Origin of the sequence: Alloalcanivorax venustensis ISO4, from assembly GCF_015356855.1 — a bacterium.
Classification (GTDB): domain Bacteria; phylum Pseudomonadota; class Gammaproteobacteria; order Pseudomonadales; family Alcanivoracaceae; genus Alloalcanivorax; species Alloalcanivorax venustensis.
In genome coordinates this window covers 150,378-164,112 of record NZ_ARXR01000008.1, presented here as the reverse complement: position 1 = coordinate 164,112, position 13,735 = coordinate 150,378, and the positions used below count along the sequence as shown (strand labels likewise).

The window sequence follows — 13,735 nt, the reverse complement described above, 5'->3', positions numbered from 1 at the left end:
CGGCCTGGCCGGGGCCACCACCGCCCGCGCCCTGGCGGAACGGGGCTGGCGGGTCACCGTGCTGGACCCGGCCGGCATCGCCGCCGGCGCCTCCGGCAACCGGGCCGGGGTGGTCTACAGCACGCCCAGTGCCCACCTCACCGAACAGAACCGCTTCTACCAGCTCAGCTATGTGCACGCCCTGCGCTGGCTGCAACGCCACCGCTTCCCGGGACCGGACCAGGGCCGCCTGAACGGTGTGCCCCAGCACTTCGTCGACGACAAGCAGGCGGACAAGATCCGCGCCGCCCGGGACAGCGGCGCCTGGCCGCAAGCGCTGCTAAAGCCGCTGGGGGAACACGGCATGGAGCTGGTGGGCGGCGGCTATCTGTCACCGCCGGCCTGGTGCCGGCAACTGCTGGACCACCCGGCCATCGAACCGCGGCTTGCCGCCGTCAGCGAGTTCCAGCCCGCCACCGACGACCGGCCGGTGCGGGTGCGCCTGAGCGACGACCACACCCTGGAGGCGGACGCCCTGATTCTGGCCACCGCCGGCGCCGCCCGGGATCTCGCCGGCCTGGCGTGGCTGCCGCTGAAAACCATCCGTGGCCAGGTCAGCTACTGCCGCCCCACCGCCGCCAGCGCCGCCTGGCAACAGGCGCACTGCCACGGCGGCTACCTGACCCCGACCCTGGACGGCGTGCACTGCGTGGGCGCCACCTTCGACCTGCACCAGCTGGACCCGGCGCCCCGCGACAGCGACGACGCCGCCAACCTGGCGCAGCTGCGCCACCACCTGCCACGGGAGTGGCAAGAACTGGGCGGCGAATCCATCGAGGTGGTGGACCGGCGCGTGGCCATGCGCTGTCAGAGCCTGGACTTCCTGCCCCTGGTGGGCCCGCTGCCGGACGCCATGGCCAACCCGCACACCGCCCTGCCCGGCCTATACTTGAACATCGCCCACGGCAGCCGCGGCATCACCGGCACGCCGCTGTGCGCCGACCTGCTCGCCGACCAACTGAGCCGGCGCGCGCCGCCGGCGGACCAGGCGCTGGTCGCCGCCCTGGCGCCGGAACGCTTCATTCTCCGCAAACGCAAAAAACAACCTGACTGGAGTCCACCATGTTCCTGACCACCGCCCTGTACGCGGCGCTTGCCGCGCTGATCATCCTCGCCCTGGCCGCCAACGTGGTGCGCCTGCGGCTGCGCCACGGCGTGTCCCTGGGCGACGGCGGCCGCGGCGAACTGAACCGCGCCATCCGCGCCCACGGCAACGCGGTGGAATACACCCCGGTGATTTTGATTCTGATGGCACTGCTGGAAGGCAACAACGGCAACCACCTGGCGCTGCACCTCTACGGCTGCCTGCTGGTGGGCGGCCGGCTGGCCCACGCCTGGGGCCTGATGGGCGGCCCGGTGCGGGCGCGCCAGCTGGGCATCATCGCCAACTGGGTCGCGCTGCTGGCCGGCGCCATCCATCTGCTGGTGCTTGTGTTCGCCTAAGGGGATGACGAGCGGTCGAGCTCGTCGAGCTGTTCGCGGGTGAAGATGGAGATGGTCTCGGTGACGTCGTCGAACACCACCGAGGCCTGGCCTCGCCGCAACTGCTCGCGCACCTGCGCCACCTTGGTGTCGGTACCGATTTCCTGCTCGCCGTAATCGGTGCCGTCGCGGGTGACGAACTCCTCGATCAGGTTGTCCAGGGTTTCTGGGGGGATCTCTTGCCAGGGAACAATCATAGAAGGCAGTTAATAGTTAACAGTGAATAGTGAAACAATGCGTATTGTCCGCGCGCCAAGCCTCGCTGCAAAGGTGTTTTAACTATTCACTGTTAACTGTTAACTATTAACTGCTCTAAACCATGGTGCCTTCGCGGGACCATTCGCAACGCACCCGCAGGGGCTCGTCGGAGGGCTCGTGGTAGTCGTCGGCGCTGTCCCACATGAAGGTGTGGAAGCCGGCGAAATCGGTTTCCAGGTGCACCACCGCTCCCACCCAGTACATCTGTTTGAGCAGGCGTTCGAATTTGGCGATCCAGTGCTCCCACTCGTACTCCACCGCCCGGTAGGACATGCCGAAGTGGATCACCTGGGTCTGGTAGCTGCCGCCGGAGGCCTGGTCGCCGGAGATCGCGAACATGTCCTGGCTGAGAAACGGCCACTGATCGGATTCCGGCAGGGTGCGGATGGCGCGGCGGTTGTGGAAGCAGCTCGCCTGGCGCTGCTGCCGGTCACCGAACGGCAGGTGCTTGATGCACCCGTAGACGATCGATTCGTTGTCCAATTCAAACCTCGTTCCAAAGAGAGCGCCGCGTCAGCGTCCGCAGCGTTCCATCTGCACCGCGTAGCGGGTGGCCATGTCCTGGGCGCGCTGCGCCGAGCGTTTCATGTAGGGCCGGCTTTTCCAGGTGCCCCGGGCGTAGCCGCCGTGGCCGGCGTAGTACGCCAGATACAGATGGTAGGCGTCGTTGCGCGCGATGCCGTTACGCACATGGCTCTGATAATGGTACCACCCGACGAAGTGCACCGCGTCGCCGAAGTCGTCCCGGTCGGCGCCGCCGTGACCGGTTTCACGGCGGTACCAGTCCCAGGTGCCGTCCAGGGCCTGGGGGTAGCCGTAGGCGCTGGAAGGACGCTTCCAGGGAATAAAGCCCAGCAGCTTGGTGCGCGGCGGGCGGGCGTCCGCCTGGAAGCCGGATTCCTTGTAGATGGTGGCCATCAGAATCGCCACCGGCACGCCGAACTCTTTTTCGCTGCGCTTGGCGGCCTTGTACCAGTTGTTGAACCAGCCGCCTTTTTGGTCGAACACCGCGCAAACGTCGTCGATGTGGGTGGGCGTGGAGGCGCAGCCCCCCAATGCCAGGATCAAAGCCAGAACTGCGGCACGCATGGGCGACCTCGGGGTTTGGGTTTGAGTCATGGTAGCGGGTTGAGGGAACGCTGCAAGCGATGGCTTACCGGACCCGGCCTTGTGGGACCCGGCCTTGTGGGAGCGGGCCCCGCCCGCGAAAGGCAAGCGCAGCTTGCCGGCAGGATCCCAGAGAGGTTGTTGGTGCTGTCGTTAGCGAGGCCTCTGGCATCCTGCCGGGAGCTTTGCTCCCTTTCGCGGGCAAGGCCCGCTCCCACAAGAGCTCCGTTTCAGGGGCTTGGCCCGTTCCCAGCGTTGTTCAGTCTTCGAGCTTGATGCCGTGTTCGGCGAGGAAGCCGATAAATTCCTCCTCATCAATCACATCGACATCGAGGCTGCGGGCCTTGTCGAGTTTGGAGCCGGCGGACTCGCCGGCCACCACGCGGGCGGTCTTTCCGGAGACGGTGCCGGCCACCTTGGCGCCGAGAGCCTCCAGATGCTCCTTGGCCTCACTCCGGGTCAGGCGCGCCAGGGTGCCGGTGAGCACCCAGGTCTGGCCTTCCAGGGGGCGCTGGTCGGCGCCACCGGCGGGCGCTTTTTCCGCCAGCGCGTCGGCGTAGGCCTGAGCGTCCTGTAGCTTTGCGCGCCACTGGTCGGCTTTGAGGCCCTCGGCCAGCTTGTCCAGGGTGCCGGCTTTGACGCCGCTGTCGTCCTCGCCGTCGTCCACCGCCTTGAGCAGCGCGTCCAGGTGCCGGTAGTGGCGGCCCAGGGTCTCCAGGGTCTTGGTGCCCACGCCGCTGAGCGGCATGCCCAGCGTCTTGGCGCTGCTCAGGAAGTTGGCCAGGGTCAGGGTGTCCACGAAGCGGCGTGACGGCGTCCCGTTGGACTGCGGCTCGACGCCGGCGTTGAGCAGGCCGTCGATCACCTTCTCGTTGTGTTCTTCGGCGAAGAAGGCGGCGATCGCCTTGGCCACTTCGCCGCCCACGTCGGGCACCTGCAGGAACAACAGCAGCGGCGCGTTGCGGATGCTTTCCAGATCGCCGAAGGCGTCCGCCAGGGCCTTGGCGGTTTCCTCGCCGATCTGCAGGATGCCGAGCGCGAACAGGAAGCGGCTCAGCGGCATTTTTTTCGATGCTTCCAGGGCCTCGATCAGGTTGGCGGCGGACTTCTCGCCCATGCGCTCCAGGCCGGCCACGTCCTCGGCCTTGAGGCGGTAGAGGTCGGCCACGGTCTCGATCAGCCCCTGATCCACCAGGGCGTCCACCAGCTTGTCGCCCAGGCCGTCGATGTCCATGGCGCGCCGCGAGGCGAAGTGCTTGATCGCCTCGCGCTGCTGGGCGCCGCAGATCAGGCCGCCGGTGCAGCGCGCCACCACGCCGTCGTCGGCGCGCAGAATCTCGCTGCCGCACACCGGGCACTCGGTGGGCAGGTTGATTTCCCCGGCATCCTTGGGGCGCCGCTCGGGGACCGTGCGCACCACCTTGGGAATCACGTCGCCGGCGCGGTAGATCACCACGCTGTCGCCGACGCGGATGTCCAGCCGGCGGATCTCGTCGATGTTATGCAGGGTGGCGTTGCTGACCGTGACGCCGCCCACCTGAACCGGCTCCAGCTTGGCCACCGGGGTCAGCGCGCCGGTGCGGCCCACCTGCCAGTCCACCTCGTTGAGCACGGTGATCTCTTCCGATGGCGGGTATTTCAGTGCCACCGCCCAAGCCGGTTCCCTGGCCCGAAAGCCCAGCATGTCCTGGAACTCGATAGAGTTCACTTTAAAGACCACGCCATCGATCTCGTAGGGCAGGCGGTCCCGCTTCTCACCGATATCATGAAAATACGCCAGACACCCGGCGGTGCCTTTTGCCGTTTTCACTTCCTTGGCTACGCGGAATCCCCAGTCCTGCAAGTGGCTCAGCCTGGTTCTCTGCCGGTCGCTGACACGGCCGCCCTCGATATGCCCTATGCCGTAACAAAAGAAGACCAGCGGACGCTGGGCAGCCAGCTTTGAGTCAAGTTGACGCATGCTGCCCGCGGCGAGGTTGCGGGGGTTGGCAAAAGGCCTTTCATCGGCATCAGCGCGCTTTTTATTCAGCTTCTCGAATTCATGCTTAGTAACACAGACCTCACCCCGGACTTCCAAGGTGCGCGGCCAGCCCTTTCCCAAAAGCTCCAGGGGTATCGAGCGGATCGTCATGGCGTTAGCGGTGACATCCTCACCGACTTCGCCGTCTCCACGGGTCGCTGCCCGTACCAGCTGGCCATTTTCGTACAAAAGGCTGATCGCAAGACCGTCGAATTTGAGTTCACAGCAGTATTCAATCTCGACGCTCTCGCTGTCGAAAAGGCTGAGGTTATTCGATTTCCGATTTAACTGTTTGGCTATCCTGGAATCAAACGCGGAAAACTGATCTTCATCGGTCAGCGTCTGAAGACTCAGCATGGGTACCTGGTGCTTTACTTCATCAAATTTTTCCAGGGGCTTACCGCCAACCCTTTTCGTGGGCGAATTGGCGGTAACAAGATCGGGGTGCGCTTCTTCCAAAGCCTGCAATTGTTGAAAAGCACGGTCGTATTCCGAATCAGGCACGGACGGATCATCAAGGACGTAATACTCATGCGCCCACTGATTGAGCTGATCGCGAAGCGTTTTGATCTCTTCGGCTGGGGAAGTGTCTTTCTTTGCGGTCACTGTTGCCTGGTCCGTTGGTTAATGCGGGGGTGGGAGCGGGCCTTGTGGGAGCGGGCCCAGCCCGCGAAAGGGCGCGAAGCGCCCGGCAGGATCCCAGAGGCCTTTTTAACGGCGGCAGCAACACCGTCTCTGGAATCCTGCCGGCCGGCTTTGCCGGCCTTTCGCTTGCAAGCAAGCTCCCACAAGGCCTGCTCCCACAAAAGCCCGTCCCACAACGGTCCGCCTGTCACCGGGAGTGATCAGGCCCCGTGGGAGACGCGCTGGCGGCGCTCGAATTCCTGCACGCGCTGGCGCAGGTGCTCCATGGTTTGCGGGGTGAGCACGCTGTGCTGCTCGTCCTTGAGGTCGCCGTTCATGCCTTCGGCGAGACGGCGGCCGGCGGTGAGCATGCGCTCCAGGGAGGCGAGCGGGTCACGGGGGCCGGGCAGCTTCATAAAGAAGGTGATGCCGGCGAACTGCTCGTCTTCCATGGTATCGATGTCGAAGGTGCCCGGCTCCACGGCGTTGGCCACGGAAAACTCCAGTTGCTCGCGGCCGTCCACGTCGCGGTGGCGGTGGAAGATGTGCATGTCGCCGTAGCGCAGGCCGTTTTCCAGCAGCAGGCGCAGCATGTCCTGGCCGTCGAAGCGTTCCGGGCGGCGGGCGATCAGGTGGAAGACGATCACTTCCAGTACCGGGCCCGGGTCCTTGGGTTTCGGCTCCTGACGGGCGACGGACGGGCGCGGCGCGGACTGCTTGCGGCTTTCCTCGCGGCGCAGCTCTTCGCGCTGGGAGCCGGTGGCAGGCTCGCGGGTGGCTTCGGGCCGGCGGGTCACCGGGCGGGCCGGCGGCTCGTCCACGTCGTCCGTGTCGGTGACGCCGGAGGCGGCGGACCCGGAGGTGGCGGCGCCGGCTTTCGCGGAGCCGGCCACCGGACTTTCCGGCGCGGAGGCGTCGTCGTCGCTGTTGTCGGCGTCGAACAGGGTTTGCTGCTCGGCGCGGCGGGTGGGCGCTTCCGGCGGCGCTTCGGCGGTGTCCATCATGATCGGCGGGTCGGCGCGGTCGCCGTCCTCGTCGACACCGTCCATATCGATACGGGCCTGCTCTTCGCGGCTGCGCACGCGCGGACGGCCGATCAGTTCGTTGGGGTAATCGTCGTCGCTGTCGTCGTCCGCCGCCGGGCCTTTGCCGAACCGGCGGTCGATGCGCATGCGCAACCGGCCGTGGCGTTCGCGGATCATGCGCCGCACGCCATCGGCAAGAATCAGGAGGATCAGAATAACCAGAATGCCGATCAATGTTTCCAGATTCAGGCCCATGTTGCCTCTTCCTTAGCTCGCGCCAGTTTCAGTCATCATTGGTCAGCCGCCGGCGCCTGTCAAAACGCCGGCGGCGGCTTACATGGCCGCCAGCTCGGCGGCCTCTTCCACATCCACGGACACCAGTCGCGAGACACCCGGTTCGTGCATGGTAACGCCCATCAGGGTACGCGCCATTTCCATGGCGATCTTGTTGTGGGTGATGTAAATAAATTGCACCCGCTCGGCCATCTCCGAGACCAGATTACAGAACCGGCCCACGTTGGCGTCGTCCAGCGGCGCGTCCACCTCATCGAGCAGACAGAACGGCGCCGGATTCAGTTCAAAAATACTGAATACCAGGGACAGGGCCGTGAGCGCCTTCTCACCCCCGGACAACAGGTGGATGGTGCTGTTGCGCTTGCCCGGGGGCCGCGCCATGATCGCCACGCCGGTGTCGAGCAGGTCGTCGCCGGTCAGCTCCAGGTAGGCGTGGCCGCCGCCGAACACCTTCGGGAACAGCTCCTGGAGACCCTTGTTGATGCGGTCGAAGTATTCCTTGAAGCGGGTGCGGGTTTCCCGGTCGATCTTGCGGATGGCGTTTTCCAGCGTCCGGAGCGCGTCTTCCAGATCCTCGTTCTGCTGATCCAGATACTGTTTGCGCTCGGACTGCTGCTGGTATTCGTCGATGGCCGCCAGGTTGATCTGGCCGAGCCGGCCGATGCGCTGGGCGATCTGCTCCAGGTCGTCGGACCACTGCTTCTCGTCGGCGTCCTCGGGCAGGTTGTTGAGCACCGTGTCCAGGTCGAAGTGCTGCTCGTTGAGCTGCTCGGCCACGGTCTGGCGGCGGGTGCTCAGGTCCTGCCACTGCATGCGCTTGTTGTTGATCGTGTCGCGCACTTCCTGGGCCTGACGCTCATGCTGGCCGCGCCGGCCTTCCAGGTCGCGCATCTGGTGTTCCACGTCTTCCAGCTGGCGGCGCGCTTCGATCAGCTGCTGCTCCGCTTCCAGACGCTGCTCCAGCTTCTCTTCCAGCTGCTCCTGCAGCTCGATGCCCGGATCACCGTCTTCGCCGGCCTGCTCTTCCAGTTGCGCCTTGCGCTCGCGCAGGCTGGCCACCTGGGATTCCAGCCGCGCCAGGTTCTGGCGCAGCGCGTCCGCTTGGGTGCGCGCGCCCTGGGCGTCCATCGCCAGCTGGTGGGCGTGGTCGCGGTGCTGGCGCGCCTGCTGGCGGGCCTCGTCCAGGGCCATGCGGGTCTCGTCACGGCGCGACAATAGCGCTTCGCGCTCGCCGGAGTCCTGCTCCATGGCGTCCAGGGCCTCCTGCAGGATGGCGCGGGACTCCTTGATCTGTTCCTGTTCCTGCTGCAGCTGGCCGCCGGCTTCCTCCAGCTCCTTGCCGAGGCGCTCGCGGCGCATGGTGATCTGCTCCAGGCGCACCTGGCGGGCGCTCACCTGGGCGTTCACCTCGCCCAGCTCGCGGCTGATGCGCGACGCCTGGCGCTGCACTTCCTCGCGCTCCTCTTCCAGCTCGGCGACCTGCTCGCGGGTCTCTTCCAGCTTGGCCTTCAGCTCGTCGACGCGCTGCTGGCCGCTGTCGATCAGCCCGGCCAGGCTTTCCAGCTCACGGCGGCGCTCCAGCACCCCGGCTTCCTGGTCCTGCTCGCGGGCCACGGTGAGCCAGTCCGGCCCCAGCCAGATGCCGTCGCGGGTGACCACGGATTCGCCGGCCTTCAGGCGGCCGCGCAGCGCCAGGGCGGCGCCCAGGTCGTCGGCGGCGTAGACCCCGGCCAGCAGCCCTTCCGGCACCTGGCCGGTGACGTGGGAGCGCAGCAGATCGCCGGCGTCGCCGGAGGCCTGCACCGGGCTCTCATGGACCAGCGCCACGCGGCCATGGGTCAGGTCGCCGAGCCAGCTGCTGACTTCCTCCAGGCCGTCCACGGACACCGCCTGCAGGGCGTCGCCGAGCACCGCTTCCACGGCGTTTTCCCAGCCCTCGGCCACTTCGATGCGGTCCGCCAGGCGCGGCCGCTGGTCCAGGTCGTGGCGTTCCAGCCAGTCGCTGACCGCGCCGTCGTCGCCCATGGCGGCTTTCTGCAGGGCTTCCAGGGAGGTGTGGCGGTTCTTGTGGCTCTGCAGCTGGTCGCGGGCCTCGTCCAGCTCGCGGCCGCGCTCGCCGTTGTCCCGGCGCAGCTGGTTAATCTGTTCCTGCAGGCTTTCGGCGCGCATTTCGCTTTCTTCGCGCTGCTCCTGGTACTCGGCTACCTGCTCTTCGAACTCGCGCATTTCCCGGGCCAGCGGCCCGGAATCCAGGGACTCCTGCTCCTTGCGCAGGCGCTCCATGCGCTCGCCCAGGCGCTCGATGGACTTTTCCAGGTGCTGGATGCGGGACTGCTCCACCTCCGCCTGGCGGCGGGACTCGCCGGCCTTGCTGTTGAAGGTTTCCCAGGCCTGCTGCCACTCCTGCATGGCGTCCTCGGCACGGGCCAGCGCCTCCGCGGAGGTCTCCTGCTGCTCGTGGGCCTCTTCCAGGCCCGGCTCCAGGGCCGCCAGCCGCTCCTCCAGCTCGGCAAGCTTCTCCGCGTCGGTGTTCTGGTGGGCGTCCGCCTCTTTCCAGCTGGCGGTCACCTGGTCCAGCTCCTCGAACAGCTGCTGCCGGCGCTCGCGCTGGTGCTGAATGCTCTGCTCCAGGCGCGCCACCTCGGCGCCCAGTGCGTAGAACTTCTGCTGCACCTGGTTGAAGCCTTCCTGGGCGTCGTTGTGGCTCTCGCGCAGCCGCTCGATCTCCGCGTCCACGTGGCGCTGCTCGGCAATGCGCGCCTCCATGGCCACTTCCAGCTCGGCGATAATCTGGTCCAGCTGCTTCACCTGACCGTTCAGCCCGCGCCAGCGCAGCGCCTTGAGCTGCGCGCTCTTGTGGCGCTCTTCCTCTTTATACTGCTTGTACTTCTCGGCGGCGGACGCCTGGCGGCTCAGGCGCTCGATCTGGCGCTCCAGCTCGTCGCGGATGTCGGTGAGCCGCTCCAGGTTCTCGCGGGTGCGGCGCATGCGGTTCTCGGTCTCCCGGCGCCGCGCCTTGTACTTGGAGATGCCCGCCGCTTCCTCGATATAGACGCGCAACTCTTCCGGCTTCGCCTCGATCAGCCGGGAAATCATGCCCTGCTCGATGATCGCGTAGCTGCGCGGGCCCAGGCCGGTGCCCAGGAAGATGTCGGAGATGTCCTTGCGGCGGCACTTGGTGCCGTTCAGGTAGTAGTTGGACTGGCCGTCCCGGGTCACCTGGCGCTTCACGGAGATTTCGTTGAACTTGCCGTACTCGCCGGTGACGGTGCCGTCGGAGTTATCGAACACCAGCTCAATGGAGGCCTGGGCCACCGGCTTGCGCGCATTGGAGCCGTTGAAAATCACGTCCGCCATGGACTCACCGCGCAGGTGCTTGGCGGAGGACTCGCCCATCACCCAGCGCACCGCGTCGATGATGTTCGACTTGCCGCACCCGTTTGGGCCCACCACGGCGGTCAGATTTTCCGGGAACGAGGCCGGCGTCGGGTCCACGAAGGACTTGAACCCGGCCAGCTTGATTGTTTTCAGTCTCATAGTGCTCGCATGGCGGCCCAGGCCGCTCCTAACCCAAAGCGCCCGCGACCCGGCGGACGGTTCAAACGCGCTAGTCTAGCGGGAAGAGAGGGTGAATTCATCCACGGAGGGCCCGTTTTACGTGCGGTTACACGGGATCGGAGTACGGGCCGGCTCAGCCGAGGATCATCCGCACCGCATGCAGGGCCTGCTCACGGGTCTGCTCACCGGCCGCTTCGATGAATTCGGCGCCGCGGGCCCGGAAATCCACGGTGCGGATCTGCTGCGTGAGCACCACGCCGCTCGTCTCACCACCGGTGACCGGGATTTCGAAGGCCGTGCCCCGGACCCGCGTGGTGATCGGCAGCACCCAACACAAGCCGAAGGTCTCATGAACCGCTTGCGGGGACACCACCAGCGCCGGGCGCTGCTTCGCTTGTTCATGGCCCGCCACCGGGTCGAAATTCAGGCGGACAATGTCTCCCTTCCTTGGGATATAAGCCATCAGATTTCCTCGTTACCCACGGGATCGTTGTCCAGCCACTGCCGGTCTTCCTCGGTCAGGGCCATCTTTTCAGGGGTGCAGGTCGCCAGCATTTCCTCCAGCGTCGGCCCGCTGGGCCGCATCACCAAAGCGCCGTCCCGGATCTCAACGGCCAGAGTGCTGCCCGCGTCCAGGCCGAGCTGCTCCATCAGCGCCTTGGGCAGACGCACCGCCGAGCTGTTACCCCACTTTCGGATTTGCACTTCCATCACGGTTACCTGAGAAGTGTGATTGACGCGGATATCTTATCAACCAGACACGTCAATGTATATACTTTGGATATCCATTCCTGGGGCGCAACAGTCGCTGCCGGACCCGCGCGGCCAGTGCTACACTGCCGCCTCCTTCATATAGCAGGCCCACCCGTGACCGATACCAATTTCGCTTCCCTCCCCCTTTCCGCGCCGACCCTGGCGACGCTGGCGTCGCTGGGCTTTGCCGAGATGACGCCGATCCAGGCGCAGAGCCTGCCGTTGATCCTGCAGGGGCGGGATGTGATCGCCCAGGCCAAGACCGGGTCCGGCAAGACGGCGGCGTTCGGGCTGGGCTTGCTGCACCCGTTGAACCCGCGCTTTTTCGGCTGCCAGGCCCTGGTGCTGTGCCCCACCCGCGAGCTGGCGGATCAGGTGGCCAAGGACCTGCGCCGGCTGGCGCGGGGGTCGGACAACGTGAAAGTGCTGACGCTGTGCGGCGGCGTGCCGATGGGGCCGCAGATCGGGTCGCTGGAGCACGGCGCCCAGGTGATCGTGGGCACGCCAGGGCGGGTGCAGAAGTATTTGAGCAAGGGCACGCTGTCGCTGGACGGGTTGAACACGCTGGTGCTGGACGAGGCGGACCGGATGCTCGATATGGGCTTCGTGGACAGCATCGCGGAGATCATCGGGCAGACGCCGGCGCGCCGGCAGACGCTGCTGTTCTCGGCCACCTACCCGGCCGGCATCGAGGCGTTGGCGGGGCGTTTCTTGCGCGACCCGGCGCGGATCGAGGTGGCCACCCAGCACGACGATCAGCAGATCGAGCAACGCTTCTACGAGGTGACGCCGGAGACCCGGCTGGAGGCGGTGACGCGGCTGCTCTACAGCCTGCGCCCCACGTCCTGCGTGGCATTCTGCTTTACCAAGCAGCAGTGCCAGGAGGTGGCGGACCATCTTGCCGCCAAGGGTGTCTCGGCGATGGCGCTGAACGGCGATCTGGACCAGCGCGACCGGGATCAGGTGCTGGGCATGTTCGCCAACCGCAGCCTGTCGGTGCTGGTGGCCACGGACGTGGCGGCACGCGGGCTGGATATCGCCTCGCTGGACTTGGTGATCAATGTGGAATTGGGCCGTGACCCGGAAACCCACATCCACCGCATCGGTCGCACCGGGCGGGCCGGTGAAAAGGGCCTGGCGGTGAGCCTGGTGGCGCCCAAGGAAATGCGCCGCGCCCTGGCCATCGAGGATCAGCAGAAAGGCGCGATTCAGTGGCGGCCGCTGGACGAGGTGCGGCCCCATGTGGACCGTGGCCCGTTGCAGGCGCCCATGGCGACCCTGTGCATCGGTGCGGGCCGCAAGCAGAAGCTGCGTCCGGGCGATATTCTCGGCGCCCTCACCGGCGACGCCGGTATTCCCGGCGCGCGGGTGGGCAAGATCACGCTATTCGATAATCAGGCGTATGTGGCGGTGGAGCGCGCGATTGCCGATAAAGCCCTGCAGCGCCTCAGCCAAGGCAAGATCAAGGGCCGCTCGCTAAGGGTACGCGCCTTGTAGGAGCGGGCCTTGCCCGCGAAAGGCCGGCAACGCCGGCCGGCAGGATCCCAGAGAGCAACAAGAATAGAATAAGGCCGCTGGTATCCCGCCGGGTGGCTAGAAGCCACCCTTTCGCGGGCTGGGCCCGCTCCCACCGGGTTCGGCCAGCTCGTGCACCCAGATCAGCGTGCCGGCGATCACCGCCACCGGCATGATCACCAGATTCACCAGCGGCAGCATGGTCAAACCCAGCACCACCGAGCCGAAGGTGAGCACCATCCAGCGTTTGCTCTTGAGCCGCTCCAGCATCACCGTGAACGGCACCTGGCGGTTGTCGGCGGCGAAGTCGATGTACTGCATCCCCAGCAACCAGCCGGACCACAGGAACCAGACCGTGGACGCCAGCACGTTGACCACCGGGATGAAGTAGATCACCAGCACCACGAACAGGATCAGCACCGCCCGCCAAAGCCAGTACCAGGTTTTGCGCAGCTCCCGCTTGAACACCCGCACGGTCATCGCCGGGATGGATTCCTCCGGCATCGGCCGGCCGGTGGCGCGGATATCCACTTTCTCCGCCAGGAAGCCCATGAACGGCGCGGCGATCAGCTGCACGCCCAGGGTGAACACACTGGCGAACAGCCCCAGCAGCACGATCCACACCAGCACCACGGCGGCGCCCACCAGGAAGTCCACCGCCGGGTTCAGGAAACTCCAGGCGCCGCCGAATTCCCAGCCGGCGGCCAGGCCGGCCACCCAGCCGCCGATCCACTGGCCGAAGAAATAGTAGAGCCCGCCGAACACCAGCACGTTGAAGACCATCGGGATGATCACGTAGGGGCGTAGGCCCGGGCTTTTCGCCAGGGACAGGCCCTGTTTCAGGTAATCGAGGGCGGCGGTGACTTGGGACACGGAGACCTCTTGAGTCGGCTGTCGGGTAAAGCAGGGAGTGTAGCATCGCCACCGCGCCGCTCAATTCCACAATCTTTTACCCGGCGGTGGCCGATCCTGGCACTTCACGGCTTGTTGACGCCGACGCACAGGACTAGCGTCGAAGGGGCGTTTCAGCTCATCCCCGTACGTCATTCAAGGAGAGAAT

Annotated in this window: 12 protein-coding genes; 3 read left to right on the top strand and 9 right to left on the bottom strand. The window is 66.1% G+C overall.

The features are described from left to right. Together mnmC and ISO4_RS07340 are read left to right on the top strand one after the other, a co-directional pair. On the top strand, positions 1-1,111 hold a 1,111-nt coding region (gene mnmC, locus ISO4_RS07345), incomplete at its 5' end, for an FAD-dependent 5-carboxymethylaminomethyl-2-thiouridine(34) oxidoreductase MnmC (RefSeq protein ID WP_194855723.1). Beyond that, positions 1,102-1,482 carry an MAPEG family protein gene (locus tag ISO4_RS07340; RefSeq protein ID WP_194855722.1) on the top strand — a complete coding sequence of 127 codons (381 nt, stop codon included), beginning with the start codon at positions 1,102-1,104 and terminating at the stop codon, positions 1,480-1,482. The genes mnmC and ISO4_RS07340, both read left to right, overlap by 10 nt. Here ISO4_RS07340 and ISO4_RS07335 read toward each other — a convergent pair. The 8 genes from ISO4_RS07335 to ISO4_RS07300 all read right to left on the bottom strand — a co-directional run bounded on the left by ISO4_RS07335 (position 1,479) and on the right by ISO4_RS07300 (position 11,118). Continuing rightward, positions 1,479-1,718, bottom strand: a complete 240-nt coding sequence (locus ISO4_RS07335) for a YheU family protein (protein ID WP_194855721.1) — start codon at positions 1,716-1,718, stop codon at positions 1,479-1,481. The genes ISO4_RS07340 and ISO4_RS07335 overlap by 4 nt on opposite strands. Positions 1,719-1,833: 115 nt before the next feature. Beyond that, complete coding sequence (locus tag ISO4_RS07330; RefSeq protein WP_142948463.1) at positions 1,834-2,262, bottom strand: hypothetical protein; 429 nt, start codon at positions 2,260-2,262, stop codon at positions 1,834-1,836. A 30-nt stretch (positions 2,263-2,292) separates the two neighbouring features. Beyond that, complete coding sequence (locus tag ISO4_RS07325) at positions 2,293-2,868, bottom strand: transglycosylase SLT domain-containing protein (protein WP_067608221.1); 576 nt, start codon at positions 2,866-2,868, stop codon at positions 2,293-2,295. Positions 2,869-3,145: 277 nt separating this feature from the next. Next, entirely contained in the window at positions 3,146-5,512 is a 2,367-nt protein-coding gene (gene ligA, locus ISO4_RS07320) for an NAD-dependent DNA ligase LigA (protein ID WP_194855720.1), read from the bottom strand. A 239-nt stretch (positions 5,513-5,751) separates the two neighbouring features. After that, positions 5,752-6,810 carry a cell division protein ZipA gene (zipA, locus tag ISO4_RS07315; RefSeq protein ID WP_194855719.1) on the bottom strand — a complete coding sequence of 353 codons (1,059 nt, stop codon included), beginning with the start codon at positions 6,808-6,810 and terminating at the stop codon, positions 5,752-5,754. 78 nt (positions 6,811-6,888) lie between these two features. After that, positions 6,889-10,386: a chromosome segregation protein SMC gene (gene smc, locus ISO4_RS07310; RefSeq protein WP_194855718.1), complete on the bottom strand. Its 3,498-nt coding sequence runs from the start codon at positions 10,384-10,386 to the stop codon at positions 6,889-6,891. Between the two features lie 154 nt (positions 10,387-10,540). Beyond that, positions 10,541-10,870, bottom strand: coding sequence for a type II toxin-antitoxin system PemK/MazF family toxin (locus tag ISO4_RS07305; RefSeq protein WP_142948458.1), 330 nt, complete (start codon positions 10,868-10,870; stop codon positions 10,541-10,543). Further along, positions 10,870-11,118 carry an AbrB/MazE/SpoVT family DNA-binding domain-containing protein gene (locus ISO4_RS07300; RefSeq protein WP_067606708.1) on the bottom strand — a complete coding sequence of 83 codons (249 nt, stop codon included), beginning with the start codon at positions 11,116-11,118 and terminating at the stop codon, positions 10,870-10,872. Before ISO4_RS07300 ends, ISO4_RS07305 begins: the two co-directional genes overlap by 1 nt. Before the next feature lie 156 nt (positions 11,119-11,274). On the opposite strand from ISO4_RS07300, the gene dbpA reads away from it, so the two are divergent. Continuing rightward, a complete protein-coding gene (gene dbpA, locus ISO4_RS07295; protein ID WP_194855717.1) occupies positions 11,275-12,657 on the top strand; it encodes an ATP-dependent RNA helicase DbpA in 1,383 nt (460 codons plus the stop codon). Positions 12,658-12,753: 96 nt separating this feature from the next. On the opposite strand, the gene cysZ is transcribed toward dbpA, so the two are convergent. Beyond that, the gene (gene cysZ / locus ISO4_RS07290) at positions 12,754-13,548 is read right to left on the bottom strand and encodes a sulfate transporter CysZ (RefSeq protein ID WP_194855716.1); all 795 of its coding nucleotides are present in this window, start codon (positions 13,546-13,548) and stop codon (positions 12,754-12,756) included. Between the last annotated feature and the right edge of the window lie 187 nt (positions 13,549-13,735).

Excerpts from the sequence above, each read along its gene's own strand:
- zipA (WP_194855719.1), bottom strand. The coding sequence starts at position 6,810 with ATGGGCCTGAATCTGGAAACATTGATCGGCATTCTGGTTATTCTGATC.
- smc (WP_194855718.1), bottom strand. The coding sequence starts at position 10,386 with ATGAGACTGAAAACAATCAAGCTGGCCGGGTTCAAGTCCTTCGTGGAC.
- ISO4_RS07325 (WP_067608221.1), bottom strand. The coding sequence starts at position 2,868 with ATGCGTGCCGCAGTTCTGGCTTTGATCCTGGCATTGGGGGGCTGCGCC.
- ISO4_RS07335 (WP_194855721.1), bottom strand. The coding sequence starts at position 1,718 with ATGATTGTTCCCTGGCAAGAGATCCCCCCAGAAACCCTGGACAACCTG.
- ISO4_RS07340 (WP_194855722.1), top strand. The coding sequence starts at position 1,102 with ATGTTCCTGACCACCGCCCTGTACGCGGCGCTTGCCGCGCTGATCATC.
- ISO4_RS07300 (WP_067606708.1), bottom strand. The coding sequence starts at position 11,118 with ATGGAAGTGCAAATCCGAAAGTGGGGTAACAGCTCGGCGGTGCGTCTG.
- ISO4_RS07305 (WP_142948458.1), bottom strand. The coding sequence starts at position 10,870 with ATGGCTTATATCCCAAGGAAGGGAGACATTGTCCGCCTGAATTTCGAC.